General features: G+C 67.8%; 22 protein-coding genes and 1 pseudogene. 9 read left to right on the top strand and 14 right to left on the bottom strand.

The genetic code is table 11. From position 1 onward, the window contains the following. Nucleotides 1–26: 26 nt before the first annotated feature. The 4 genes from EV640_RS08750 to EV640_RS08735 all read right to left on the bottom strand — a co-directional run bounded on the left by EV640_RS08750 (nucleotide 27) and on the right by EV640_RS08735 (nucleotide 7,123). Complete coding sequence (locus EV640_RS08750; RefSeq protein WP_133726292.1) at nucleotides 27–2,384, bottom strand: FdhF/YdeP family oxidoreductase; 2,358 nt, start codon at nucleotides 2,382–2,384, stop codon at nucleotides 27–29. A gap of 319 nt (nucleotides 2,385–2,703) precedes the next feature. Then, nucleotides 2,704–3,519 carry a CDP-alcohol phosphatidyltransferase family protein gene (locus EV640_RS08745; RefSeq protein WP_133726291.1) on the bottom strand — a complete coding sequence of 272 codons (816 nt, stop codon included), beginning with the start codon at nucleotides 3,517–3,519 and terminating at the stop codon, nucleotides 2,704–2,706. Nucleotides 3,520–3,640: 121 nt separating this feature from the next. Next, a complete protein-coding gene (locus tag EV640_RS08740) occupies nucleotides 3,641–3,835 on the bottom strand; it encodes a ferredoxin (RefSeq protein ID WP_133726290.1) in 195 nt (64 codons plus the stop codon). Nucleotides 3,836–4,171: 336 nt separating this feature from the next. Continuing rightward, nucleotides 4,172–7,123: an FAD-binding and (Fe-S)-binding domain-containing protein gene (locus tag EV640_RS08735; RefSeq protein WP_243832281.1), complete on the bottom strand. Its 2,952-nt coding sequence runs from the start codon at nucleotides 7,121–7,123 to the stop codon at nucleotides 4,172–4,174. A 732-nt stretch (nucleotides 7,124–7,855) separates the two neighbouring features. Here EV640_RS08735 and EV640_RS08730 point away from each other — a divergent pair. From EV640_RS08730 to EV640_RS08715, 4 genes are all read left to right on the top strand, one after another. Beyond that, nucleotides 7,856–8,131: a hypothetical protein gene (locus EV640_RS08730; protein ID WP_133726289.1), complete on the top strand. Its 276-nt coding sequence runs from the start codon at nucleotides 7,856–7,858 to the stop codon at nucleotides 8,129–8,131. A gap of 73 nt (nucleotides 8,132–8,204) precedes the next feature. After that, on the top strand, nucleotides 8,205–8,531 hold the full coding sequence (locus tag EV640_RS08725; protein WP_036473174.1) for a hypothetical protein: 327 nt from the start codon (nucleotides 8,205–8,207) through the stop codon (nucleotides 8,529–8,531). Further along, nucleotides 8,488–9,792: an AMP-binding protein gene (locus tag EV640_RS08720; RefSeq protein WP_133726288.1), complete on the top strand. Its 1,305-nt coding sequence runs from the start codon at nucleotides 8,488–8,490 to the stop codon at nucleotides 9,790–9,792. Before EV640_RS08725 ends, EV640_RS08720 begins: the two co-directional genes overlap by 44 nt. 160 nt (nucleotides 9,793–9,952) lie before the next feature. Then, nucleotides 9,953–10,828 (top strand): 1,4-dihydroxy-2-naphthoate polyprenyltransferase, encoded by an 876-nt coding sequence (locus EV640_RS08715; protein WP_133726287.1) that lies wholly within the window; start codon nucleotides 9,953–9,955, stop codon nucleotides 10,826–10,828. Between the two features lie 151 nt (nucleotides 10,829–10,979). Here EV640_RS08715 and EV640_RS08710 read toward each other — a convergent pair whose 3' ends face one another. Further along, the gene (locus EV640_RS08710; protein ID WP_243832280.1) at nucleotides 10,980–11,552 is read right to left on the bottom strand and encodes a PLD nuclease N-terminal domain-containing protein; all 573 of its coding nucleotides are present in this window, start codon (nucleotides 11,550–11,552) and stop codon (nucleotides 10,980–10,982) included. Nucleotides 11,553–11,613: 61 nt separating this feature from the next. Between EV640_RS08710 and EV640_RS08705 the strand changes: the two genes are divergently transcribed. Continuing rightward, nucleotides 11,614–11,958, top strand: a complete 345-nt coding sequence (locus EV640_RS08705) for a DUF4229 domain-containing protein (RefSeq protein WP_051500755.1) — start codon at nucleotides 11,614–11,616, stop codon at nucleotides 11,956–11,958. Nucleotides 11,959–11,972: 14 nt separating this feature from the next. Here EV640_RS08705 and ccsB read toward each other — a convergent pair whose 3' ends face one another. From ccsB to EV640_RS08680, 5 genes and pseudogenes are all read right to left on the bottom strand, one after another. After that, on the bottom strand, nucleotides 11,973–13,055 hold the full coding sequence (ccsB, locus tag EV640_RS08700) for a c-type cytochrome biogenesis protein CcsB (protein WP_036473171.1): 1,083 nt from the start codon (nucleotides 13,053–13,055) through the stop codon (nucleotides 11,973–11,975). Next, nucleotides 13,055–14,740 (bottom strand): cytochrome c biogenesis protein ResB, encoded by a 1,686-nt coding sequence (resB, locus tag EV640_RS08695; RefSeq protein WP_424991613.1) that lies wholly within the window; start codon nucleotides 14,738–14,740, stop codon nucleotides 13,055–13,057. Before resB ends, ccsB begins: the two co-directional genes overlap by 1 nt. Continuing rightward, the gene (locus tag EV640_RS08690) at nucleotides 14,740–15,534 is read right to left on the bottom strand and encodes a cytochrome c biogenesis CcdA family protein (RefSeq protein ID WP_235180894.1); all 795 of its coding nucleotides are present in this window, start codon (nucleotides 15,532–15,534) and stop codon (nucleotides 14,740–14,742) included. Before EV640_RS08690 ends, resB begins: the two co-directional genes overlap by 1 nt. A gap of 116 nt (nucleotides 15,535–15,650) precedes the next feature. Beyond that, a pseudogene (locus EV640_RS08685) lies at nucleotides 15,651–16,262 on the bottom strand (TlpA family protein disulfide reductase); the annotation flags it as partial. Between the two features lie 183 nt (nucleotides 16,263–16,445). Beyond that, a complete protein-coding gene (locus EV640_RS08680) occupies nucleotides 16,446–17,147 on the bottom strand; it encodes a histidine phosphatase family protein (RefSeq protein ID WP_235180893.1) in 702 nt (233 codons plus the stop codon). A gap of 172 nt (nucleotides 17,148–17,319) precedes the next feature. Between EV640_RS08680 and EV640_RS08675 the strand changes: the two genes are divergently transcribed. Beyond that, entirely contained in the window at nucleotides 17,320–18,318 is a 999-nt protein-coding gene (locus EV640_RS08675) for a hypothetical protein (RefSeq protein ID WP_133726285.1), read from the top strand. On the opposite strand, the gene purN is transcribed toward EV640_RS08675, so the two are convergent. Further along, nucleotides 18,305–18,883 (bottom strand): phosphoribosylglycinamide formyltransferase, encoded by a 579-nt coding sequence (purN, locus tag EV640_RS08670; RefSeq protein ID WP_036473165.1) that lies wholly within the window; start codon nucleotides 18,881–18,883, stop codon nucleotides 18,305–18,307. The two genes, EV640_RS08675 and purN, sit on opposite strands and share 14 nt — an antisense overlap. Nucleotides 18,884–18,957: 74 nt before the next feature. Between purN and EV640_RS08665 the strand changes: the two genes are divergently transcribed. Then, nucleotides 18,958–19,383 (top strand): hypothetical protein, encoded by a 426-nt coding sequence (locus EV640_RS08665; protein WP_036473163.1) that lies wholly within the window; start codon nucleotides 18,958–18,960, stop codon nucleotides 19,381–19,383. Between the two features lie 23 nt (nucleotides 19,384–19,406). Here the strand turns inward: EV640_RS08665 and EV640_RS08660 are convergent, their stop codons facing one another. Next, nucleotides 19,407–20,765, bottom strand: coding sequence for a cell division protein PerM (locus tag EV640_RS08660; RefSeq protein ID WP_084479273.1), 1,359 nt, complete (start codon nucleotides 20,763–20,765; stop codon nucleotides 19,407–19,409). A gap of 49 nt (nucleotides 20,766–20,814) precedes the next feature. Further along, a complete protein-coding gene (locus EV640_RS08655; protein WP_036473161.1) occupies nucleotides 20,815–21,567 on the bottom strand; it encodes a sulfite exporter TauE/SafE family protein in 753 nt (250 codons plus the stop codon). Between the two features lie 102 nt (nucleotides 21,568–21,669). On the opposite strand from EV640_RS08655, the gene EV640_RS08650 reads away from it, so the two are divergent. After that, nucleotides 21,670–22,929: a glycosyltransferase family 4 protein gene (locus tag EV640_RS08650; protein WP_051500753.1), complete on the top strand. Its 1,260-nt coding sequence runs from the start codon at nucleotides 21,670–21,672 to the stop codon at nucleotides 22,927–22,929. A gap of 85 nt (nucleotides 22,930–23,014) precedes the next feature. On the opposite strand, the gene EV640_RS08645 is transcribed toward EV640_RS08650, so the two are convergent. Continuing rightward, the gene (locus EV640_RS08645; protein WP_036473157.1) at nucleotides 23,015–24,160 is read right to left on the bottom strand and encodes an App1 family protein; all 1,146 of its coding nucleotides are present in this window, start codon (nucleotides 24,158–24,160) and stop codon (nucleotides 23,015–23,017) included. Nucleotides 24,161–24,226: 66 nt separating this feature from the next. Here EV640_RS08645 and EV640_RS08640 point away from each other — a divergent pair, with 66 nt between their 5' ends. Continuing rightward, nucleotides 24,227–25,123 (top strand): inositol monophosphatase family protein, encoded by an 897-nt coding sequence (locus EV640_RS08640; protein ID WP_235180892.1) that lies wholly within the window; start codon nucleotides 24,227–24,229, stop codon nucleotides 25,121–25,123. Nucleotides 25,124–25,142: the final 19 nt, after the last annotated feature.

Here is a 25,142-nt window from a genome sequence, read left to right as displayed (position 1 = left end):
AGGCTGCGAGGTCGACTCTCCAGGGATCAGACGGTGGCAGGCATGTTCTCCTGCTTGTTCTCCTCGCTGCTGCCCCCGGCGGGGCCGTCCCCGGCCGGCTCGAGTCGAATGATCACGCCCTTCGAGACCGGAGTATTGCTGCCGGCCACGGTGTCGTCGAGCGGCACCAGAACGTTGCCTTCCGGGTAGTACACAGCGGCGGAGCCCCGGGCGGTCGGATAGGCCACCGCCCGGAACTTGCGCAGCACGCGGTCTTTGCCGTCTGCGTATTCTCCATGCACGTCCACCAGGTCACCATCGCTGAAGCCCAGCTGCACCAGATCCTCAGGGTTCACGAAGAGCACATGTCGGCCCTTCTTGATCCCGCGGTACCGGTCGTTGTAGCCGTAGATAGTGGTGTTGAACTGGTCATGTGAACGCATCGTCTGCAGAATCAGACGATTCGGCGGGCAGTCGATGAGGTCCAGCTCGTTCACCGTCATCACGGCCTTGCCGCTCGGGGTGTCGAACCTGCGGAAGTCCCGCGGCCCGTTCGCCAACAGGAAACCGTCCTTCTCTCGGATGCGCTGGTTGTAGTTCTCACACCCCGGCACGACATGGGAGATGTGGTCGCGGATGAGATCGTAGTTGTCCTCGAACCCTTCCCAGTCGGCTGCAATCCGGCTGCCCAGGGTCGCGTGGGCGATACGGCTGACGATGGCGACCTCGGAGAGCAGGTTCGGCGCCACCGGGTCGACCCGGCCTTCGGAGGAGTGCACGGCGCTGACGGTGTCTTCGACCGAGACGAACTGCGGCCCGGAGGCCTGAACATCGATCTCGGTGCGGCCCATAGTCGGCAGGATGAGCGCTTCCTGACCGACCACGGTGTGGGACCGGTTCAGCTTGGTGGAGATCTGCACGTTCATCTCCAGATTCTGCATCGCCGCCTCGGTGGCTGCCGTGTCAGACATCGCGGCCACGAAGTTGCCTCCCAGTGAGAGGAAGAACTTGATCGCGCCGTCGCGCATGCCACGCACCGCGTCGACCGAGTCGACACCGTGCTCGCGCGGAGGCTCGAAGGAGAACTCACGCCCGAGCGCGTCCAGGAACGAGTCGGGCATCTGCTCCCAGATGCCCATCGTGCGGTCACCTTGGACGTTGGAGTGCCCGCGAATCGGCGAGGCGCCAGCTCCCGGCCGGCCGAAGTTTCCCCTCAGCAGGAGCAGATTGATGATCTCCTTGATCGTGCCGACACCGTTCTTCTGCTGCGTGACCCCCATCGCCCAGGTGATGATGACCGATTCAGCATTGATATACCGATCGGTGAGTTCGTCGATCTCCGCCGCACGCAGCCCGGTCGCCTCCAGCACGGTCTGCTCATCCAGGTGCGAGAGGTGTTCGCGCAGCGCGTCCAGCCCCTCGCAGTGCTCGGCGATGAATTCATGGTCGAGCACGCTGCCCGGGTTGTTGTCCTCGGCTTCAAGCACCCGCTTGGACACAGCTTGGAGCAGCGCCATGTCGCCTCCGGCGCGGATCTGCAGGAACTGATCGGCGAGCTCGGTGCCTCGGCCCACGACGCCCTTGGGCTTCTGTGGATTCTTGAACCGGCGCAGACCAGCCTCGGGCAGAGGATTGACCGCGACGATCTGGCCGCCGTTCTCCTTCTGCTGCTCCATCGCGCTGAGCATGCGCGGATGATTGGTTCCAGGATTCTGACCGATCACGATCATCAGGTCCGTGGTGAGGAAGTCGTCGTAGGCGACCGTGGCTTTGCCGACCCCGATGGTCTCGCTCATCGCCACACCGGAGGACTCGTGGCACATGTTTGAACAGTCGGGCATGTTGTTGGTTCCGAAGCCACGGATGAACAACTGATAGGCGAACGCCGCCTCGTTCGACGCGCGGCCGCTGGTGTAGAACGCAGCTTCATCGGGAGAGGAAAGACCCTTGAGCTTGTCAGAAACGATCTTGATGGCGGTGTCCCAGTCGACGGGCCGATAGTAGTCGTCACCGGCTGCCTTGTAGACGGGTTCGGTGAGTCGACCCTGCATCCCCAGCCAGTACTCGGAGCGCTCACGCAGCTCACTGATCGAATGTTCGGCCCAGAACTCGGAGGCCACCGTCACCGGTGTGGCCTCCCAGGTGACTGCCTTCGCCCCGTTCTCGCAGTACTCGAACTTGCTCCGGTGCCCGGATGGGTCCGGCCACGCGCAGCTCATGCAGTCGAATCCCTGTTTCTGGTTCATCGTCAGCAGCGTGCGAGCGGTCCGCTCGGCCCCCATGTGTTTGAGTGCTGGCTGCATCGAGTGGTAGACGCCCGGCATTCCGGCCGCCCAGTCTTTGGGCTTGTCGACTTCGAGATCGTTCTCGTCAGCTTCCTCCACGGGTGGATTGGAGCGAGTCATGAGCATCCCTTCTGAGCCTTGACTTGTCGTGCAGTGGTCCTACTTCCGCCATTGTGACTCACGATACAGATATGGGATACGTCATGCACTGCCCCCGGTGTGATTGCGTCTCTGGTCAGGCCGAGGTTTCAGGGGGTTCGGAGGTGCAACGTTACGGGTGGGGCCGCGGACTGCGCGTTGAACCACGAACCGTCACCACTGCGGAACGGGCATCCGACCCAGACGACGAATTGCATCACCGTCGTGGTCGCCCGGGACGAGAATGGGACCTCTGTCCCCGTTCGGAACCCCTCATGCCAGGCGAGGACCGCGGCCTCGCTCAGACTTCCGCCGCGCAGTGCGGGCACTGCCGAACAGCCTCATCGCCGACCACAGCGGAGGAGCTGTCCGCAGCACTGGCTGAGCCGGCCGCGTCCCTGATCTGATTCCGTCGATTCAACGTCAGGCGCAGGCTCAGGGCTGCGTAGTAGAGCATGTAGCCGCCGGACAAGACGATCAGCCACAGGCTCGGTGCGGGGTACTGCACAAGAATCAGCGCGTACAGGCCCAACCACAGCGTGGTCAGCGTCATGGTCAACCACCACGCGGTCTCGGTGCGGGAGGGGTAGACGTACTTGATCGGAACGAAGATGAGCACTGTCAGGGCAAGCAGCGTGGTGGTGGTCGCGGCAGTGCTCGCCCCGAGCACGATGAGGTAGAACGCCGCGATGTTCCAGTAGCTGGGGAATCCGACGAAGAAGTGGTCGTCCGTCTTCGCGTCGCTGCGGCAGAACTGATAGCAGGAGGCAAGCAGGGGGATGGAAGCCACCACGCCGCCGAGCCAGCCGCCCGGCAGATAGCCTGCGCTCCACAGGAGCACCATCGGCGCAAAGGCGTAGGTGATGTAGTCGATGATGTTGTCCAGCAGCGCACCGTCGAAGCCCGGCACCACCTCCTTGACGCGGAAGCGGCGTGCCAGAAAGCCGTCAGAGCCGTCGATGATCATTGCGGCGAGGAAGAGCCACAGCACGATCTCGACTTCACCGGCATAGGACATGTGCACCATCAGCAGCGCAAGGACCACACCCAGTGCGGTATAGGCATGGACCGACATCGCTCCCAGGCGATGCCAAGGACCGGATTGAGGCGCAGACATGGCCTCACCCTAGTCTGCTCGATGTGCTGGCGGCCAGATCGATCTGGCACACCATGTCACCCGAGGCTGCACCCATCGCGAGCGTCGAGATGGATCTGCCGAGCCCACAGAACTCTAGGTTCTACTCCTCTATGTGGATGGACGCCGAGGGGCAGAAGTCCGCAGCTTCTCGGACAAGGTCGTGTTCTGCTTCGGGAGGACTCTCATGGAGCAGCTCCACTTTGCCGTCGTCGGCACCCTGTGCGAACACGTTCGGTGCTGAGCGCACACATTGCCCGGCCGCAACACAGGTATCTTCGGTGGTCGCAATCTTCACGGCGACGGTCCCTTCTTCTCGGGGCGACAGAGTTCGTGACGGGCTTCAGGCAATGCCCCCCACAGTGGGTGGTCTCAAGCTGCCTGCAACGGAACTGGTCCGTGGATCGAATGCTACGCGAGGTGCCTGCCAGCATCTAGACCAAGGGTCACAGCACACCGATGGAACCACGATTCATGCCCCTGCCCAAGGCCGGACGGGGGCACGCCGAGGCGACGGTCCAGTTCGACTCCGCCCTCAGCGCGAACATCTGGGACGCGGCGTCAGGCCTCGGAAGGTGTCCACGGCACCGGACTCGATGCCATCGGGACCCTGCGTGAGGTGATGACGCAGACCTCAGGTGCGCAGGTTCAACAGCTCCGCCAGGTGCATCGCGGGGACATCGGCGAGGTCATCGAGCTGGATCCGGCAGGACATACCGTCCGCCAGCACCACGGTGTCCCCGCCACGCTTCCGCTGGTCCCGCACGGCTGGCATGAGATAGGTCTCGGCCACCGCGACGGAGGTCTCATAGTGACCCTTCTCCACGCCGAAGTTCCCGGCGAGCCCGCAGCATCCGGCGACCTTGGTGACCTCGGCGCCGGCCTTCTTCAGCAGCGCCTGGTCGGCCTCCCACCCGATGATGGCTGATTGGTGGCAGTGCGGCTGGGCCACGACGTCGACCCCGGTGAGGTCGGGCAGCCGCACCCGGCCCTCCTCCTCCAGACGGGTGAGCAGCTCAGCAAAGGTGAGCACTCCCGCGGCCACGATCCTGGCCTCTTCGCTGTCGGAGAGCTCAAGCGCGTCGCTGCGCAGCGTGGCCAGACAGCTGGGCTCCAGACCGATCACCGGCACGCCCGAGTTGATATAGGGCGCGAGCACCTCCACGGCCTGGGTGATCCTCCGCCGAGCCTGGTCAAGCTGACCCGTCGAGATCCACGGCAGCCCGCAGCAGCCCTCCTTCTGGATCAGCCGGACCTCGAGCCCCTGGGCCTGCAGGTATTCGATCGCGGCCAGACCGGACTGGGGGAAGAAGTGGTTGGTGAAGGAATCCGCCCAGACCCACACATCAGGCTGCCCGCTGTTCCCGGTGGCAGCTTCGACCGCGCTGGAGGAGCTGGCGGTGTTCAGCCTCCTCGCAGCTCGGCGCAGCGTCCGGGATGCGAACTTCGGCACCGACCGGCGCTGATCGATCCCGGCCACCCATTTCGCCGCCGCAGCGAGCGGGGTCAGGGTCATCATCAGGTTTGCCAGCGGCGCCACCGGGGCGGCGAGCTTCGCCCAGACCGGGAGCCGTCCCAGGACGTAGTGGCTGCGCGGACGGAGCCGGCGCCGTGGACGACCCTCGGAGTCCCGGTCGTACTTCTGGTGCAGCGCCTCCGCCTTATAGGCGGCCATGTCCACCCCGGCCGGGCAGTCGGAGGCGCAGCCCTTGCAGGACAGGCACAGGTCCAGGGCCTCGTGCACCGCGGGGTCACTGAGGCCGTGCACCAACGTCCCGTCCATGGCCTCCTGAAGCACCCGAGCCCTCCCCCGTGTGGAGTCCTTCTCCTGGGTGGTCGCCAGATAGGAGGGACACATGACCCCGGTGGTCTTGGGCGCCACACAACGCCCGACGCCGGAGCAGCGGTGCACCGCGGCACCATAGTCGCCGTCGTCGTGCGGCATCAGCAGCCCGGGCCAGGGCAGCGTCTGCTTCGGTCGGGTGGGGCGGATGTCCTCGGTGTTGACCTGCGCTCCGGTGCCTCCAGGGTGACCGGCTCGGGCTCCCTGGAGCTCCGGGCCGGTGATGATCCCAGGGTTCAGCAGGTTCTCGGGGTCACAGATCCGCTTGGCCTGGGCGAAGAGATCCAGGGAAGTCTCGTCGTACATGAAGGGCAGCAGCTCTGAGCGCACTCGGCCGTCGCCGTGCTCGCCGGAGAGCGATCCGCCGTAGACCGCGAGTCGTTCGGCGCCGGCCAGCATGAACTCCCGGAACACCCCGGTGCTGGAAGGATCTCCATGGTGAAACGGGAAGTCGATGCGGCAGTGGATACACCCGTCGCCGAAATGGCCATAGGGGTAGCCCTGCAGTCCGAATTCCTTCAGCAGCGCCTCGAAGTCGCGCATCCAGGCCCCGAGGTGCTTCGGCGGCACGGCAGAGTCCTCCCACCCCGAATGCGCCGGGGTGGACAGACTGATCCCGGCCAGTCCGGCGCCGTCCTCCCGGATCTTCCACAGCGCGGCCGCCTCGGCGGGACTTTCGATGAAACGGGTATCGAGCGCGGCGGAGGCGGACTTGACCGTCTCGATGACCGCATTCGCCGCATCTCCTGCGGCTTCGACAAAGAGCCAGCTCTGGCCTCGGGGAAGCTGCGGCACCGGCTTGCCTGCCGAGCGGACCAGCGCCACCAGCCGGGAGTCCATCCCTTCGCAGGCGATCAGGCTGTTCGGGCCGAACTCGCCGTGGACCGCGTCGAGGATGTGCGGGACCGCGTCGGCGGCCTCGCTGACCGTGCCATATCCGAGCACCAGCAGGAGCCGGTGCGGGTCGTCACGGACCAGCCGCACCTCAGCCTCGAGCACCGAGGCCAGGGTGCCCTCGCTGCCGACCAGGAACCGTTCGATCCGACCGCGGTTCTCCGGCAGCAGATGCTCGAGGCTGTAGCCGGAGACCTGGCGGCTGAACTGCCCGAATCGCGTGCGGACATGTCCGAGATTGCGCCCAGCGAGCCCGAGCAGGTGCTCCGCCGTCGCCCCCCGGGCCGATCCGCTGCGCGAATCGAAGCTGCCCAGCTCGCCGTTGCCGAAGAGCACGGTGGCCGCCTCGACGTTGTCCGCGGTGCGCCCGTACCCCAGCGCGCGTGACCCGCAGGCATTATTGCCGATCATTCCGCCGATGGTGCACCGGGAATGAGTCGAAGGGTCGGGGCCGAAGCGCAGACCATGCCTCGCCGCCGCTCGCTGCAGATCCGCGTGCACCACCCCCGGCTGGACCCTGGCGGTCCGGGCGTCCGGGTCGATGGAGATGATCCGTTTCAGGTCCCGGGTGTCGACGACGATCCCCTCGCCCACGGCGTTGCCGGCGATCGAGGTGCCGGCTCCGCGCATGGTGACCGGCACTCCCGCTGAGCGTGAGACCTCGTGGATGGCGTGGAGCTCCTCGACGTGCTGAGGCCGGACGACCACCTCCGGCACCACCCGGTACAGGCTCGCGTCGGAGGAGTACATGCTCCGGGCCAGCACGGAGGCGTCCACCTGCGAGACTCCCGCACGGGTCAGCTCATGGACCAGCTCGTGGGCGATGTCGGGCCTGCTCGTCAGCGTCACTGGGCCACTTCCTTGCCTCGCACCATCCGGCGCGTCCTAGAGCGTCTGGCGTCTCGATCGGGTACCTGCATTGTGTCCGACCAGCAGGCCCCCGTCACCCCCTGAGGAGTACTTCCTCTGAAATCTGCCGCACCCCGCGCGTCAGGATCCGCAGCTGACCCCCTCCGTACCGGACCCCCCTCCGTACCGGACCCCCTCCGCACGGATCCGTCGCATGCCCATGCCATGTCCCATCGCTATTTCTGTTCAAAGCCGTGGGACCTGGCATCGGCATGCGACAAATCGCTGCGCGACAAACAGCTGCGCGACAAACAGCTGCGCGCCGAACAGCTGCGTGGCACGCACCGAGGGGCCTGAGCAGACTTCCGGTGGTTTCCCCCGGCCGATCCGCCCCTCTCGTGGTTCGATACAGCATGACTACGACCAAGGGACGCGCCTACGCGGTGACGGGAATCCCGTTGACCCTCACCGGAATGATCGGTGGCTTCGTGGTGTTCCTCAAACCGTGGCGGTCGTGCCCAGAGATCGACGACAGCTCGGCAGGCTGCCCGGGGACATCGGGGGAGGCGACTCTGCTCGCACTCGCATTCTCTATCTTTGCCGCTGGAATAGTATTTCTGGTGACTTCACTGCTCACACAGACTACGCAATCCGGCGTCGCCAATGGACCCAATCGACCCAATAGAATCACTATGGGTAGCGGCAGTCTTTTGCAATCAATAGACTCCCCCGATGGGAGAGACCAGCAAGAAGTTCTGGACAGCCATCGTGCTCCTGCTCGGAATGAGCGGATTCACCCTGAGCGTGCTGGGCGCGGAGGACCAGACGGTGCGCGGCTTTGCCACGGTCGCCACCGTCCTCGGCGTGGTGGTCGCCCTGCGCAGTAAGTTCGACAAGCCCGCAGGTCAACCAGGAGGCGAGGAAGACCCGGCCCAGCACCAGGGGCACCGGAGCGAGGTCGCCGCCGGGGACCCGTACGGCCGCTGGTGGCGGCAGGCTCGGGGCTAGCTCCCGAGCCCCGTGCACGCCTGAGAGCTCCCAGCTCTGCCAAGCTGAGGAGCACAGTTGCTAATCTTGGCCCATGTTGCCTTGGTTCGCGTGGATCGCCATAATCGCCATCGTCGTCTTCGGCGTCACCCAGATCGTGAGCATGGCCACCGGACGACCCCTGCCCTGGGGTTCGGACGCGGAGGAAGAGATCGAGGCGCTGCGCAAAAGGCTGAAGAAGCTGGAGAAGGAGAACAAGGGCGAACTCGAGGCACCGAAGATCCCCACCAAGTCCGAGGACAATATGTCTGCAGAGGACCGCTGGCGCCTGGACATGCTCGAGGCTCGCCTGGAAGAGCTGGAGCAGCGCAGACGAGATGACCGAGACAAGCAGGACGACGGCGGCAGCGCAGGTGCCTGAGACCGCCCCGCCGAACGACTCCTGGGTCACTGCAGCACTGAGCGCGCTGGACGCCGCCCTGGGTTCGCCCGCGAACATCGGAACCAACCTGCACAAAGACGCACAGCCCGCCGACCTTTCCACCGGCGCTGAGCCCGCCGCTCCCCCGCTGGAGTTTCAACCCGCCGCCGCGACCGGCATTCCCAGCTGGACCTCACGTCACGATGTCCCGCCCGAGCTCGCAGCGGTGATTGTGCGCACCTCCGGATCCACCGGCACCCCGAAGCAGACGCTGCTTCCCGCTGCCGCCCTTCACGCCTCGGTCGCAGCCACCGCGGAGGCGCTCGGCGGGCATGGGCAGTGGCTGCTCACGCTGCAGCCCAGCTATGTGGCCGGGCTCGCCGTGCTCGCCCGCAGCCTCGCCGCCGGCACCGCTCCGGAGCCGCTGCTGCAGCACACCACCGACCCGTCGGCCTTCACCGGTGCCGCGAGTCGACTCACGGCAGAGCGCCGGTACGTCTCCCTGGTCCCCACCCAGCTGCAGCGCCTGCTGGACCACGCCCCTCAGGATGCGGCGCTCGCCGCGGCGTTGGTTCGCTTCGACGCCATCCTGCTGGGCGGCGGCGCCGCCGCCCCGGAGCTGCTCGAACGCGCCGCCACACACGGGTTGACCGTGGTGCGCACCTACGGGATGAGCGAGACCTGTGGCGGCTGCGTCTATGATGGCCGGCCGCTGCCCGGTGTCCGGCTTGAGACGCAGGGCTCGGCGGACCCAGGCGCAGGACGGGTGCAGATCTCCGGGCCCATGGTCGCCGCAGGCTACCTCGAGGACGCGGACCTGACCGCGGCGCACTTCGACATCAGCCCCGAGTCCGGGCAGCCTCGCTTCCTCACCGATGATCTCGGCGAGGTCCGCACCGATGCCTCGGGTCAGATGCTGCGCATCGCGGGCCGCGCCGATGACGTGATCAACACCGGTGGGATTAAGGTCTCCGCGGAACGCGTCCGCTCGGTCCTGCTGGAGCACCCGCAGGTCCGTGAGGCCTTCGTCGGCCCCGTCCCGGACCCCGACTGGGGACAGACGATCAGCGCTGCCGTCGTGCTCACGGGAAGGCCCGGTGCCGAGGTGATCCATCAAGAGCTGCAGCAGCTGGTCCGGGGCTCCCTGGGTCGGACGGCGACGCCCAAGCGAGTGCTGATCCTCCCTGAGCTGCCGCTGCTGGTCAGCGGCAAGCCGGACCGGCAGACGCTGCTGCGGCTGCTCGGTGCGCCGCCGTCCTGAGTCGATCTGCCGCGGCGTCCGCCGAAGACCGGGATGGCGCTCGAAGACCCGGGGGCGCCGTCGGGAGCCCGTGCAGCGGCCCGACACGGGACTACCGAGGATCAAATACCGACAGAACCGCGCTTCAACGCGTAAGAAGACAGCAACGAGAGGACACGATGTGGCAACTGTGAAGGAATGGGTCGCGGGAGCGCGGCCGCGGACCCTGCCGCTGGCGGTGGCTCCGGTGATCATCGGCTCCGCCGCCGCGCACGCCATCGAGAGCTTCGATCTGCTGATCGCCGCGCTCGCTCTGGTGGTGGCGCTGGCGCTGCAGGTCGGCGTCAACTACGCCAATGACTACTCCGACGGCATCCGCGGCACCGATGATGTGCGCGTGGGCCCGATGCGCCTGACCGGATCCAAGGCGGCCGAGCCCCGGCAGGTCAAGGACGCCGCCTTCCTCAGCTTCGGGCTGGCCACGCTCGCCGGGCTGATCATCGTGATCCTGAGCGCACAGTGGTGGATGCTCGCCGTGGGAGCCGCCTGCGTGCTGGCCGCCTGGTGGTACACCGGCGGATCTCGGCCCTACGGCTACCGCGGACTCGGCGAGATCATGGTCTTCGTCTTCTTCGGACTGGTCGCCACCCTGGGCACCACCTGGGCGATGGCGACCGAGCTGAGCGTGGGCGCCGGGATCGGCGCCGTCGGATCGGGACTGATCGCCGCGGCGCTGCTCATGGCCAACAACGTCCGGGACATCCCCACGGATCGGGAGGCCGGGAAGGTGACGCTGGCCGTCCGGCTCGGGGAACGCCGCGCCCGGTTCGGCTATGTCGCCATGGTGGGCGTCGCCCTGCTGCTGCCGCTGGCACTCCTGGTGCACAGCTGGTGGTTCCTGCTGGTGCTGCTGGCCTGGCCGCTGGCGCTGGGGCCGACGCGGATCATACTCTCACCCGAGAAGAAGGGGCCCGCGCTGATCAAGGTGCTGCAACTGACCAGCCTGATCGGCATGGCCTTCGCGCTGACCTACTCGGCGGCGCTCATCCTCAGCTGAGGTCGCCCCCACTGGCTTCAGGCCGGATGACCTTCCGGCGCAGCACTCCGGCGCAAGACCTCAGCCCTGAACTGCGGCTCTGAACCTCGGCTCTGAACCTCGGCCCTGAACCTCGGTGCAGCAGCTCAACGCAGCAGCTCGACTCTGGGCTTCAGCTCCGCGATGCCGGCCGAGGGCCGGCGTCGTCGCCGTCGTCATCTGAGGACTTCTTCCGGCTCTCACCGGTCTCCCCAGTCGTGGGGCGACCATTGCTGGGGCGACCGTTGCTCGAGTCGCCGTCCTGGGAGCCGGGCTTCGGCGTGGTCCCGGAGGAGCCCTCGCCGGCCGCGGCCGCATCGGCTGCGTCGCCGAGCTCCTTCTCCCGCTCGTCCTTGCTGCGGTCGTTGAGCTCTCGCTCCTTGCGGCGGGCTTCTGCCTCGCGCTGGCGCTGTTCCTCCGCGCGCTGGCGCTGGCGCCGCTGGATCTCCACCTGGCGCAGGAAATCGGGGTCGTCATCGGGTGAACGGGGCCGGCGCGGGGCCTGCCCGCCCCGCTTCGGGGAGCGCACACGTCCGAAGCCCAGCCAGAGGCTGGCGCCGATGATCGGCAGCAGCACGATCACCGCGATCCATGCCACCTTCGGCATGACCCGGATCCGATGCCGTGGGGTCTGCAGGCATTCGACCAGGCTGTAGATCAACAGCCCCAGCCCCACGATTCCCAAGCCGATAATTAACCTGATCATCTCTCCAGCGTAGTTGATCCGTGAGCTCGGATTCACCAGCGAGCAGACCTAGACTGGGGTCATGTCTGTGCTGAAATATTCCCTGCTCCGCCTAGGTGCCTTCTTCATCGTCTTCGCCGCCTGCCTGCTGCTGGATCTGGGCCAATATACGATCTTCTTCGCCCTGGTCATCGGGCTGGTCGTGTCCTGGGCGCTGGGCTACCTGTTCTTCAACCGGCTTCGTCTTGAGGCAGGCCAGGAGCTGGCGCGGCGCTTCGGCGGAGACCGGAAACTGGGCAGCACGGAGCTCGACGACAACCAGGCGGAAGACGCGCTGGCGGAGGACTTCCACCTCACCCAGGAGCAGCTCCGCGCGCAGCAGCGCAGCGCCGAGGACCCCGGCCCGGCCACCGAGTCTCCCCGGTAGTCAGACCGGGCGGGCTACTCCGGCAGACCGGCGTAGGAGTGCAGCCCGGGGAAGTAGATGTTGACCACGGCGTAGTTGAAGATGATGCAGCCGTAGCCGATGATCGAGAGCCAGGCGGCGCGGTTGCCGGTCCAGCCGCGGGTGGCGCGAGCGTGGAGGTAGCCGGCGTAGACCACCCAGATCACGAAGGTCCAGACCTCTTTGACGTCCCAGCCCCAGTACCGGCCCCAGGCCTCTTCGGCCCAGATCGCGCCGGTGATCAGCGGGCCCAGGGTCCAGAACACGAAGCCCACGGCGTTCATCCGGTAGGCCCAGTTCTCCAGCGAGGTCGCGGAGGGCACCAGCCGCAGGAACTGCCAGCCGCTGCCCCGGGTGGTCTCCCCGGCGGCCTGGGCCAGTTCGCGGCGGTGCTGGATCAGCTGCAGCACGTTCATCGCGAAGGTCAGGGTGAACAGCGAGATCGCCAGCACCGCGAGCGAGACATGGATCGCGATCCAGGGGCTCTGCAGTGCGGGCTGGACGTGGGCCACCGGGGTGGGGAACCCGATCGTGGCCGCGGCCATCATGGTGACCACCAGACCCAGCGCGAAGGTCCCCAGGAAGCGGACGTCCTTGCGGGTGAGCACCAGCAGGTACACCGCGGCGACCACCAGGCCGCCGGTGGCCAGGAACTCGTACATGTTCGCCCAGGGAACCCGGTTCGCCGCGATGCCGCGGGCGGCCACGGCGAAGGCGTGGGCGGCGACGCCCAACACGGTCAGGGCCACCGCGACATTGGCGAACGGTCGGGAGGTGCCCAGGTAGGCCATCTCCTCGTCGACCAGCTCATCGGCGGGGGCTGCCATCGGCTGGTCCGGGCCGGGCCCGGCTGCCGCGTCGGCGCCCTCGGCGGCGACCGCGCCGGAGGCAGACCCTGCCCCCACCAGCTCACGCTCGGCGGCGTTCTCCGCGGCGAGCTCGGCCTCCACCCGGCGGATGGTCGCGGAGCTGCGGATCATGTCGACGGCGAAGAGCATGAACGCGCCGGTGTAGATGAACGCGGCGATCAGCATGAACAGCTCGCTGTACTGAGCCAGTTCCATATTGATGGATTGCATCAGGATTCCTTCTCTGGGGCGCGCACCGGCCACTTCTTCTCGAACTGGGCACGTAGGGCAATGTTCTCATCTCGCAGCCGGAAGTCCTCACCGCGGGAGAGCAGGCCGTAGCGCACCAGGGTGCGTCCGGCCGGCGTGGTCTCCACGGTCACCCAGGCGCGACGACGGCGCAGGAACAGCGAGAGCACCAGACCGCCCAGGGCGGTCAGCGCGAAGATCAGCACTCCCTGCTGCGCTGGGTTGTAGTGGATGTCGATGGCGATGTAGTCCTGGACCCCGTCGAAGCTGATCGAGCCCATGTCTTCGGGGAGATCGTAGGTCTCGCCTGGGGAGAGCACGATGCCGCCGGCGTCGAGCTCTCGGGAGTTCAACGTCTCGAGGGACTCGGTGTCCAGCACGTAGACGTTCTGGGCGAGCCCGTCATCGAGACCGAGGTCGCCGTAGTAGGAGTTCAGCTGCAGCTCGGGGTTGCCCAGCTCGGGGTCCACCGAGACGGCCAGCCCGTCCCCGGCGTCCTGGGAGGTGGGCAGGAACAGCCCGACGAAGCCGAGCTGCTCGGGTGCGGCGTCGGGGGCCTTGATCACGGCCATGGAGGTGTAGACCTCGTCCTCCGGACGGGTGACCACGGGTCCGGAGAAGGCCACCTCGCCGTCGCCGTCGCGCACCGTGACCTCCGGGGCGTAGCCGTTGCCGACCAGGAAGACCCGGGCACCGTCCATGGTCAGCGGCTGGTTGACCTTGAGCTCCTCGGTCTGCGGCTCACCGTCGGCGCCGAGCCGGGTGGTGACGTCGGCGGTGAAGTCCAGCGCCTGACCGAAGTGCGTGGTCGACTCCCGATCGAAGACCCGCTCGAAGGCGTCGAGCCGAACCGAGAAGGGCTGCATCTGGTCTTCGCTGAAGTATGCCCCGGGGTAGAAGTTGTCATAGGCGACCAGGGCGTTGACGAAGCTCTCGTCCTCCACCAGGACCTTCTGCCCCCGGTAGCTGAACATCGAGCCCAGTGCCACGCAGATCAGCACGCCGACCAGCGCCACGTGGAAGAGCAGGTTGCCGGTCTCCTTGAGGTAGCCCTTCTCGGCGCCCACCGAGGTCTCGCGGACCTCGACCCGGTAGCGGCGGGATTTGAGGATCGCCGCGGCGTCCTGCAGGGCCGCCTCCGCGGCAGGACCGTCCTGGGCGTCCCCGGCGGCGGAGGACTGCAGCTCCAGCGCTCCGGATTCGGGGAGCCGCTCGAGCCGGCGTGGAGTCCGCGGCGGGGCGGAGGTGGCCTGTTGCCAGTGCTTCTTCGCGCGCGGCAGGATGCAGCCGATGAGCGAGATGAACAGCAGCAGGTAGATCGCGGAGAACCAGATGGAGGAGTAGACGTCGAAGAACTGCAGGAAGTCCAGCACCTCACCGACCCCGGGGTTGTCCTCGATCCAGGTGGCCACCGCGAAGGAGTCCTGTACCCGCTGCGGGAAGATCGAGCCGGGCACGGCGGCCACGGCGAGCAGCAGAAGCAGCATCAGGGCGGTGCGCATCGAGGTCAGCTGGGTCCATGCCCAACGGATCATGCCCTTGACCCCCAGCGCCGGGGGGCTCACCTGAGCCTTGTCGCCGCCAGGGCTGCGCGGGTCGTTCTCGGCGGCCTCGGGCGCGTCACGGTGCCCAGCCGGCATGTAGGTGTTCTCACGTTTTTCGGCCATCAGATGGGCAGCCTCACTTCATTGGCGAACCAGTCCTGCAGAGCAAAGACCCAGGTGTTCCAGATCCCGGAGAGCATCAGCAGCCCGACCAGGATCAGCACGGCGCCGCCGAAGCGCATCACGGCGACCTTATGCCTGGTGAAGAACGCCAGAGTGGTCATCCCGCGCTTGAGCCCCAGGCTGATCAGGATGAACGGGATGCCCAGTCCCAGACAGTAGATGAACATCAAGAAGACGCCGCGGCCGGGGTCTCCGCCCATCGGGGTGGCCAGGGCGAGCACGGCGGCCAGGGTCGGGCCGATGCACGGCGCCCAGCCGATGCCGAAGGTGGCACCGAGCAGCGGCGCTCCGAGCAGGCCGTCGGGCGGGCGACGTTCGATCTTGCGCTCGCGCTGGAAGAAGGTGAAGGCCCCCATGAAGACCAGCCCCATGATGACGACGACGCCGCCCAGCACCTGGGTCAGCCAGCCTCCCTCCACCCGGAGCCAGACCATGGCCTGGGTGAAGACCACGCCGATGAGCACGAAGACCACGGAGAAGCCCAGCACGAAGAGCGAGGCGCCGAGCACCATCCGGGAGCGACGCCGCTCATGCAGCTCCACTCCGGAGAGTCCGGTGACATAGCCCAGGTAGCCGGGCACCAGCGGCAGCACGCAGGGTGAGAGGAAGGAGACCAGCCCGGCGAGCAGCGCCACCGGGGCAGAGATCAGCAGCGAGCCGTCGAAGACGATCTCGGCGAAGCGGTTGTCGGCGGTGCCGGCCAGCGGCGCCGCGAGGGCCAGTGTGTCCGTCACCGTCGCGCTGGCTCCATGGTGGGAGCGTCGAGGCTGGCGGCCGCTGCGGAGGCCCGGGCGGCGTCGCCGGAGGCCGAGGCGTTGGAGTCCTCGGCGTTGGAGGCGGAGGCGGAGTCCTCGTCCAGGGCGGTGTCGATCAGGGCGCGCAGCGTGCCGGGCTCGGCGATCCCCAGGATCCGTGCGGAGACACGACCCTGCTTATCCAGGACCAGTGTGGTGGGCACGGCGGAGGGCGGGACGTAGTCGGTCATGGCGAGCATGACCTCGCCGGTGCGGTCCTCCATAGAGGGGTACTCGATGCCGAAGGTGCGCTCGAAGGCTTCAGCCGTGGGCTGCGTGTCTCGGGTGTTGACCCCGTAGAACTGCACACCTTCCTCGCTGAACTCCTCGTGCAGGTCGGCCAGATCGGGTGCTTCCACGCGGCAGGGGGCGCAGGCGGCATACCAGAAGTTGATCACGGTGACCTCCCCCTCCCAGCGCTCTGGACCCACGGCTGTGCCGTCGAAGAGCGTGGATTCGAACTGCACCGGCTCGCCGCGGTCTTGCGGGGCCAGCTCCTGGACCGATCCGTCACCGGCGACGTAGTTGGTCCCGTCATTCTGCGCTCGCTGACTCAGCTCGTCATTGGCGGAGCTGCATCCGGCCAGCGCCAGGGCAGAGGCCAGTCCCACCGCGGCGAGCGCGCGTCGGAGGGATGTCCGGGAGATTGGCTTGTCGTGGAGGGTCATGCGCTGCGGTGTCCAGATCTGAAGAGGGAGTCAGGGTCAGCCGAGCACCAATTCTACAGTCCGTAGAAGTACCCCCGGGCCAGAAGTCACACAACGGGATCGATGGACCGATCCGACGCCACGTCGGACTCCGGGACTACGCCGAGGTCCGGCGCTGAGCTCAGTCGCTGAGGTCGGCGGGCGTCATGCGCCGGGGAGGTTGGCGGCGTCTTTGAGGAGCTCATGGTTGGGCTCGGCATAGCTCACCGATTCCACACCGTCGGCTCCGATGTGCAGGGAGGTCACCGAGGTCAGCGAGCATTCCCGGTCACGCGGGTCGTGGAAGAGCGGGCGGCCTTCGGCCCAGAGCCGGGTCACCCAGATCGGCAGCTGGTGGGACACGACGACGACCTCGGCGCCCTCACCGTGGGTGGCGACGGCCTCCTCGGAGAGGTCCTTCACGGCGGCGAGCACCCGGGCGACCTGGGCCTTATACGGCTCACCCCAGGAGGGACGCAGCGGATTGACCAGCAGCGGCCACCAGCGCGGGTTCTTCAGCTGCTGCTTGACCTGGGCCAGGCCCTCGAAGGCATTCTCGGCCTCCAGCACCCGATCTTCCACTGTGACGCTCAGTCCCAGTCGTGCGGAGATCGGTGCCACCGTCTCCTGGGCCCGCTGCAGCGGTGAGGCGGCCAGCATATGGACCTCCCGGCCCGCCTCGGCACGCTCCTGGAAGTAGTCGGCGATCCCGTCCGCCATCTGCCGCCCCAGCTCAGAGAGTCCGAATCCGGGCAGCCGTCCATAGAGCACCTTGTCTGGATTGTGAACCTCACCGTGTCGGACCAGGTGCACCGTGGAGCCGATACGAGGTGCTGTGGACGAATCCGTCATATCCCGAGGTGTCATGGGGCACAGTCTTGCAGAGATCTGCGCGGAGGCCGCACTTCTGAGAGCTCCCAGGGTGGGGCGCGAACCCGGCCGCCGATACAGTAGTGCTGAGATCGGACCGTGGCAGCGTCGCGCGTCCTGCGGGCGCCGTGAGCGCGCTGCCCAGGACCGGACGCAGAGGAGGCACAGCATGAGCAGCACACCCGAAGAGAGTCGCCCGCCGGAGCAGCCCCGTTGGGGTCAGCGCCGACCCGAGGGCTCGGTCCCGAACCCGCAGCCAGACCCGGGGTCTTCTCCCGACCTGGGATCTCCCCCAGGCCAGGCGCCACATCAGGGCCAGGTTCCGTCCTCGGGCTACGGCCGGTCTGCCGGGTATGGCGAGTCTGCCGGGTATGGCCAGCCCCCGAGCTACGGCCAATCGGGCTCCGGCCAGCCTGGCGCGGGACCGTACGGCTATGGACAGCCGCAGAGCCAGCCTCAGCCCGGCTACGGCCAACCCGGCCCCGGGCGCCAGAGCGACCTCGGCCCGGCAGCCGCTCCCACCAGGAAGCCGAAGCGACCGCTGACGCTGATCCTGGCCATGGTGCTGATGCTTTTGGCCGGCGCCGCGGCACTCACCCTGAGCGTTCTGAGCTTCCTCGACTTCACCTCCATGGATCCCCAGGACGTGGATCCCTTCTGGTCCCAGGTGGTGGAAGAGTCTCAGACCCAGCAGGGGCCCGGCCCCGAAGAGCTCAGCGTCGAGGACCTGATGCTCGGGTTCGGGGTCATGGCGATCCTGGGCGGGATCATCCTGGCTGCGCTCTACACGGTCTTCGCCTTCGTGGGCACCATGACCGGCAACGTCGGACGGATCCTCGCGACGATCTTCCTGGCCGGCAGCGTGTTCCTGATCCTCTTCGGCGGCGGGTTCCTGATCGTGACCGGACTGAGCCTCGCCGCGCTGGTAGCACTCTGGCTGCCCCCCAGCAACACCTATGTGCGCGATCGCAAGGCCTTCAAGGACCACTCCCGACCGGGAAGCCCCTATGGAGGGCCCGGTCAGCCTGGGCCACCGAGTACTCAGGGCTGGGCGCAGCAGCAGTCGGGCCCCTATCAGGCCAACCCCTACCAGCAGGCTCCGCCTCAGCAGGGCCCGCCCCCGCAGAGCCCGCAGGACAACCCCTATGGCGGATCTACCCCACGGTGATCCTGCCGGAGGCGATCGCTCGCAGCGTGTCCACCAGCAGCCGTCGCTCCTCGGCCTTGATCCGTTCATGCAGCGAGTCCTGGTCATCGTCCTCCCGGACCCGCACGGCCTCCTGCGCCAGGATCGGCCCGGTGTCGACGCCGGCGTCGACCTGATGCACGGTGCAGCCGGTGATCCTGACCCCGTGGGCCAGGGCATCGCGCACCGCGTGTGCGCCGGGGAAGCTGGGCAGCAGCGCCGGATGGGTGTTGATGATCGCGGCCCCCACGCCGTCGAGGAACTCCCCACCCAGGATCCGCATGAAACCGCTGGAGACCACCAGATCTGGAGTGTGGGACCGGACGGCTTCGGCCAGGTCGATGTTCCACGCGGAGCGGTCTCCGCCCTTGACCAGCGGCACCGCGAAGGTCGGGATCTGCGCGGCCTGGGCGCGGACCAGCCCGCCGCAGTCTGGGACGTCGGAGCCCACGGCGGCGATCTCGAGGTCCAGCTCACCGCCCTGCACCGCATCGATGACAGCTTGGAGATTCGTCCCCGAACCGGAGACCAGGACCACTATTCGCATGACCGCCAGCCTACTGCGGGTTCTGCGGCTCAGCAGTCCCGCCCCGGGCGGGGACCCGGATAGGGTGGTGGACCATGAGCACCCCATCACCAGGCCGGAGCCGCGCCACTGACCTTGATGAGTCGACGTTCCGCTTCTACGGCCGGTTCACCGGATGGCTCGTGCTGGCGCTGCTGCTGAGTTATCTGGGTCTGCAGCTGCCGCTGCCGTGGAGACTGCTCGCCGTGGTCGCCGGCCTGGTCGGCTTCGCCGGCGGGATCATCCTGCTCGTCCAATGCTTCCGCAAGCGGCTGCCGCTGATGATGCACATCAGTGCGATCGCGGCGCTGCTGTGCTGTGGAGTCTTCACCTTCACCGCCGGCTCGCAGGCCATCTTCTGGCAGGCCACGGCGGAGTTCGACGACTGCCAGGCCAGCGCACTGACCGAACGCTCGATGGAGCGCTGCCTGCTCGAGTACGAGGATGGAATGATGAGCTCGATCCCGGGCTTCGGACGCTGAGATCCGCTCGACGCGAGTCCCGCTCAGCCGGTGAAGCGGCGGCGGAGCCGCTGCCCCAGCAGCGAGACGCTGTAGCCCAGGATCACCCCGAGCGCGACCCAGACTCCGAGCATCCCGGCGCTGAGCAGCGCATTGGGGCCGATATCGGTCATTCGTCCCACTCCCAGGGAGATGTGTGAGAGCCACAGCGGCCCCACGGCGAGCAGCGCGGTGACCAGCCCAGTGAGGATCCCGAGCGCGAGGGTGGAGAGGACCCCGGCCAGCGGGCGCCAGGAGATCCGCAGCGTGAACCAGTCGTCCAGGTGGTTCTCCCCCTCGCGCAGCAGCCACCAGCCGGCGACCACACCCGCGAGCACCGGCAGACCCAGCACGAAGATCCCGTAGGCGTGGGCCTCCACCGGCAGCGCGGCCAGCACCGGCACTGCTGGCACCGCGCCCAGATCGGTGCCCAGCGGGGAGACCACCGAGCCAGAGCCGAGCGCGAAGCCGGACCCGGTGGAGTAGGCCAGGGCCCACAGGATCAGGTTCGGCGCCAGGCCCAGGTGCAGAATGGTCAGCCCCAGCACCCCGACGATCCCCGGGTTCAGCTGTTCATAGACATTGGCGATCTGCATCCACTGCACGCCCAGCTGCCCGGCCAGCAGCAGCGCCGCCAGCCCGCAGGCGGCGACGAAGCCGACCAGTCCAGCCCGGGTCACAGCCCAGGCGTAGGAGCCGGCCCAGCGCAGCCGCTGCGAGAGCTCGTCGATCCGGGCCTCGAGGTCTGTGCCGATCATCCGTGCGGCGCTGCGCGCCTCGGCGTAGCATCCGGCGAGCGCCGCCAGACTCATCAGCACTGCCGCGCAGAGCGCTGCCAGCCAGGGCATCACCTGGAAGGCCTCCGCCTGCGCCACCCAGGCGATGCCGGCCGCCCCGGCCGCATAGCCCAGGACCAGCGGAAGCAGACCCTGCCAGAGCTGATCGGAGTAGGAGCCGCGGGCGATCCGTCCGCCGGCCCGCCATCCCAGCCAGAGCGGGATCAGGGTCAAGCCCAGCGGCACCAGGTGGAACCAGCCTCCGCCCGGGACGTCGAGGGCCCCGCCCAGGGCGCCGGGGTCGAGGGTGACCACCAGCTCGACCGGTGTCCCGTGCAGCACCAGCCAGAGCTGCGCCGCCAGGGAGACCACGAAGTCCAGGTTGAAACCGGAGAATCCGCCCGCGAGGCTCATCACCAGCACCGGCAGGCCCACCAGCAGGACCGTGATCAGTAGGATCTGCGCAGCTTCGACCAGCCCGATGAGCCACAGCGGAGGGGTGGGCAGGCTGAATCGGCGCCGGGCGCGCAACGGGGACTTCGCAGCGGGATTCGCGGCGGTGCTGGATTCGGTGTCGGTGGTGGCCATCGGTCCTATCGTGCCAGCAGGTCCTGGTCTTCGGCTGGAGCAACAGGCCTCAGCCGATCATCAGTCGCAGACCTGTGATCAGTGCCATGATCGAGCCGATGAACGCCAGGATCAGCACAAGCCGACGGACCAGCGCCTCGTCGATGCGGCGCTGCAGCCACTCCCCGATCACGATCCCCAGCACGATCGCCACCACCGATCCGGCCCAGGCCCACCAGGGCAGACCGGGCAGCGCGCCGTCGTCGAAGGACCACTTGATCCCGAAGGAGCCCAGCGAGAGCATGATCCAGATCGGCTGCAGCGTGGCGATCATCGACATGATCGGCCAGCGCGAGAGGACCGCGTAGATCGTCACCGCGGGGCCGCCGACCCCGGCGATGACGGTGCCGGCTCCGGATCCGATCCCCGCGATCACCCTGGTGGCGGCGCCGTCGGCCTCGAAGGTGATCCGGCTCAGCAGCATCGAGGTGATCAGACCGATGATCACCAGGGCCGCGACCACCACGTAGAGCGGACCGGCCGAGGAGTTCACCGAGATCCAGGCGGCGGCGGGCATCACCGCGAGCGCGGGCAGGCCCAGCCAGAGCACCTTGCGCCATTCGATGTCGCTCCAGATCCGCGGCAGCACCAGCATCGGCGCGAAGATGCTCAGGAAGTTCACCAGCATCACGCCCTCGTGGGCTCCGATGAGCACGACGAGGAAGGGGGCCATGACCATCCCGAAGCCGAGCCCCACCAGACGCTGGATGACGGCGGCGAGCAGGACCAGGCCGACGACGGCGAGCGGTATCAGGACTTCCACCTGGTCACCTTATCCGCTGGGCAGGAAAACGTTTGAGCAGCGTTCACGGTGCGGTCACGAGGACGACGACCCACGCTGGCCCGGCCTGCCTAGCCTGAGGGCGTGAGAGTTGTCGTGGTGACTGAATCATTCCTGCCCCACATGAACGGCGTGACGAACTCCGTGCTTCATGTACTCGCCCACCTACGTCGCCGCGGCGATGACGTCACCGTCATCGCCCCCTCCGACACCATGTTCGACGCAGTGGCTCGCACCGAGCCCGGCAGCCCGGTCAGGGAGCTCTGTGAAGGCTTCCCGGTGATCCGGGTGCCCTCGCTGCCGCTGCCGGACTACCCGAAGGTTCGGGTCGCGGCGGGCTTCGTGACCCGGATCCGCCATCTGCTCGAACAGATCCGTCCCGATGTGGTCCATGTGGCCTCGCCCTTCGTGCTGGGCTGGCGAGCGATCCAGGCGGCGGGCGCGCTGGGGGTGCCCACCGTGTCGATCTATCAGACCGAGGTCCCGACCTACGCGGCGCGCTATGGGCTTCCCTGGGCGGCGGAGCTGCTCTGGCAGCACGTGGATCGGATGCATTCGGCGTCCACGCTGACCCTGGTGCCGTCCTCCTTCTGCCGCGAGCAGCTCACCCGGCGCGGCATCAAGCGGCTGAAGACCTGGCGCCGGGGCGTGGACACCCGACGATTCTCCCCGGAACGGCGCAGTCAGGCGCTGCGGGCCCAGATCAGCGGCTGGGCGGCCGCGCCCGGCGGGAGCGGTTCAGCCCCCGACGAGAAGCTGATCGGATTCGTCGGGCGGCTGGCCTCGGAGAAGCAGGTGCAGGATCTGGCGGTGCTCGATGCGCTGCCGGGCACCCGCCTGGTGATCATCGGCTCGGGGCCGCAGGAGGACGCGCTGCGCCGGGCGCTGCCTCGCGCGCATTTCGCCGGCTTCCAGTCCGGCGAGGAGCTGGGCGCCCATGTGGCGAGCCTGGATGTCTTCGTCCACCCCGGGGAGGCCGAGACCTTCTGCCAGACCATCCAGGAGGCCATGGCCGCCGGGGTGCCGGTGGTCGCGGTAGGTCGGGGCGGTCCGCTGGACCTGGTCGACGTCGGACGCACCGGCTGGCTCTACCGGCCTGGTGACCTGACCGGTCTGCGCTCGGCGGTGGAACACCTGATCGGCGACGATGCGGCTCGCCGGGACTTCGGGCGGCGCGCACACGAGAGCGTGCAGGACCGCACCTGGGAGGCGCTGTCCAACGAGCTGATCGGGCATTATGCCCGCGCCGTGGAGGTCAACCGGCGGGTCCGCACGATGCACCCCCGGCCGCGACGCTTCGCGTCCTCGGCCGGGGCCGCTGCCGAAGCCAGCTCGACCAGCTGAGGCCCTGCAGCTGAGGCTCTGCAGTTGAATCTGCGAGGCGGCCGAGCAGGCTCACCTGTGGAACCGTCTCAACTGTGGAACCGCCTCAGCTGCGGAGCAGACCGTGCTGGGAGAGCTTCGCCGCGATGTCCTTGCCGTCGGGACCATAGATCCAGGGGATCCGCCGATCACCGGCGAGCTGGACCGCGTCGGCCGGTTCGGTCGGGTCGCCGTAGTTGAGCAGATCGTTGCCCACCGGGTCCTCGGCGCGGCCACCGGCCAGCATCGCCTCGGAGTAGGTCAGTTCACGGATGATCACCGCAGTGACATGTTCCGGGTGGCGGCGGACGAAGTCGGCGTAGATGCTGGGATCGTGCTGACCGTCGTCACCGATCAGCACCCAGGACATCTCGGGGAAGTCCTGGGCCAGCCGTTCCAGCTGCTCCGCCTTATGCTGCTGCCCGGAGCGGAACCAGCGGTCCGCCGTCGGGCCCCAGTCGGTGAGCAGCAGCGGCCCCCGCGGGTAGAGATTCCGGGTCAGGAACCGGGTCAGCGTCTGCGCCACGTTCCAGGCGCCGGTGGAGATGTAGATGACCGGGGAGCCGGGGAAGCTGCCCATCAGCCGCTCCATCATCACCGCCATGCCGGGGGTCGGGGTGCGGGCGTGCTCATCGAGCACGAAGGAGTTCCACGCCGCGAGCAGCGGTCGGGGCAGCGTGGTGACCACCACGGTGTCATCGATGTCGCAGACCACCCCGGTCACGGTGGAGTCATCAATGATGTGCACCTCGGCGGTGGTGGACTCGCTGCCCGGGGCGTGCAGCGTGACCTGCTGCCAGCCGGGCTCCAGGTCCACTTCGATCACCGCGTCCACGATCCCGCCGCGGTCAGCGACCACCTCGAACTCACGACCGGCGATCTCCACCGTGATCTCCGCGAAGGGCACCGGGGCCGAGACGAAGTTGCGCCAGCCACGGACCCCATCGGCGATGACCTTGGCCACACGGAGTCCGTTCTCGAAATCGGAGTCCGGGGCCATCACCACCCGGGAGAACACGCGGACCCAGCGTCGGCAGCCGTAGCCGGTCATCGCGAGCATCGTGACGTTGAGTCCACGCCTGCGTGCCAGGCCGAGACGGAACTGGTGCCAGCCGTCCTCGGCCTTCATCACCCGGTTCCGGGTGCGATCGCGATAGTGGGACCGCACGGCGGCATTGTCCTGAATAACCTCAGTGGGCTCTGAGTTCGTCATCGGCTCGATCATACCGGCTGGTGTGCTGGGCCACTGCCGCAGCCCACGGGTGGGTAGGGTGAACCCGTGCCGCACACCATCGCCTCCCACCCTGACCCGCGCCAGCTCCGCGGGATCGCCCTTCAGGCCGCACAGGCGGCCGGGGCGCCCCTGGTGCAGGCCTTCCGCGCCGACCCCCGGCAGCCGGGGATGGCGGTCACCACCAAGACCAGCACCCATGATCTGGTCACGGTCCATGACGGGGCCACCGAAGATGCCCTGGCCGCCGCGCTGACCGCAGCGGTCCCGGACTCTTGGATCACCGGCGAGGAATCCGGTGCCCGCGGGCGCGGCGCGCTGGAATGGATCGTCGACCCCATCGACGGGACCAGCAACTTCGCGCACGGCTTCGCGATGTTCTCGATCTCCATCGCCGCGGTGTTCGCCGGGGAGGTCATCGCCGGGGTGGTCCACGACCCGGTCAACCAGCTCAGCTTCTCCGCCGACGACGACGGCGCCTATCTCAGCTCGGCCCAGCGCCACGAGACCCGGCTGGGGTCCACCAGCGGCAGCGCCACACGTTCCGGCGCCCAGCTGAACCTGATGACCAGCTACCCCTCCGCGGAGGTCCTGGCCCGAGAGGGAGCCCCTGCGCTGGAGGCCTTCGGCGAGATGGTCACGGGTTTCTCCACGGTGCGCCGGGTGGTCTCCGGGGCGCTGGAGCTCTGCCATGCGGCCGCCGGATGGAACGATGTGGTGCTCGGCGTGGACACCAAGCCCTGGGACATCGCAGCCGGGATGCTCATCCTCCGCCGCGCCGGCGGCACCTATCTGGCCTTCGGCCGTGATGCTGAGCCCGCCGGGCGCACCCCCGACCATCTGGCACCGGACTATCTGGGGCTGGGCCCCGGAGTGGACTCCGCCCTCGCCCGTCGACTGATCGGTGAGGCCAGCGCGCGGCGTCGTCGGTTTAGCCATTCCTGAACTTCGTCACAGGCGGTCG

It is taken from the genome of Nesterenkonia aurantiaca (genome assembly GCF_004364585.1).
Taxonomy (GTDB): domain Bacteria; phylum Actinomycetota; class Actinomycetes; order Actinomycetales; family Micrococcaceae; genus Nesterenkonia; species Nesterenkonia aurantiaca.
This window is presented reverse-complemented; position numbering and strand designations above follow the sequence as displayed.

Coding starts and splice junctions, on each gene's coding strand:
- EV640_RS08745 (WP_133726291.1), bottom strand. CDS start 3,519: ATGTCTGCGCCTCAATCCGGTCCTTGGCATCGCCTGGGAGCGATGTCG.
- EV640_RS08710 (WP_243832280.1), bottom strand. CDS start 11,552: ATGATCAGGTTAATTATCGGCTTGGGAATCGTGGGGCTGGGGCTGTTG.
- ccsB (WP_036473171.1), bottom strand. CDS start 13,055: ATGCAATCCATCAATATGGAACTGGCTCAGTACAGCGAGCTGTTCATG.
- EV640_RS08680 (WP_235180893.1), bottom strand. CDS start 17,147: ATGACACCTCGGGATATGACGGATTCGTCCACAGCACCTCGTATCGGC.
- EV640_RS08660 (WP_084479273.1), bottom strand. CDS start 20,765: ATGGCCACCACCGACACCGAATCCAGCACCGCCGCGAATCCCGCTGCG.
- EV640_RS08730 (WP_133726289.1), top strand. CDS start 7,856: ATGGGAGAGACCAGCAAGAAGTTCTGGACAGCCATCGTGCTCCTGCTC.
- EV640_RS08645 (WP_036473157.1), bottom strand. CDS start 24,160: ATGACGAACTCAGAGCCCACTGAGGTTATTCAGGACAATGCCGCCGTG.
- EV640_RS08720 (WP_133726288.1), top strand. CDS start 8,488: ATGACCGAGACAAGCAGGACGACGGCGGCAGCGCAGGTGCCTGAGACC.
- EV640_RS08750 (WP_133726292.1), bottom strand. CDS start 2,384: ATGACTCGCTCCAATCCACCCGTGGAGGAAGCTGACGAGAACGATCTC.
- EV640_RS08725 (WP_036473174.1), top strand. CDS start 8,205: ATGTTGCCTTGGTTCGCGTGGATCGCCATAATCGCCATCGTCGTCTTC.
- EV640_RS08665 (WP_036473163.1), top strand. CDS start 18,958: ATGAGCACCCCATCACCAGGCCGGAGCCGCGCCACTGACCTTGATGAG.
- purN (WP_036473165.1), bottom strand. CDS start 18,883: ATGCGAATAGTGGTCCTGGTCTCCGGTTCGGGGACGAATCTCCAAGCT.
- resB (WP_424991613.1), bottom strand. CDS start 14,740: ATGGCCGAAAAACGTGAGAACACCTACATGCCGGCTGGGCACCGTGAC.
- EV640_RS08675 (WP_133726285.1), top strand. CDS start 17,320: ATGAGCAGCACACCCGAAGAGAGTCGCCCGCCGGAGCAGCCCCGTTGG.
- EV640_RS08705 (WP_051500755.1), top strand. CDS start 11,614: ATGTCTGTGCTGAAATATTCCCTGCTCCGCCTAGGTGCCTTCTTCATC.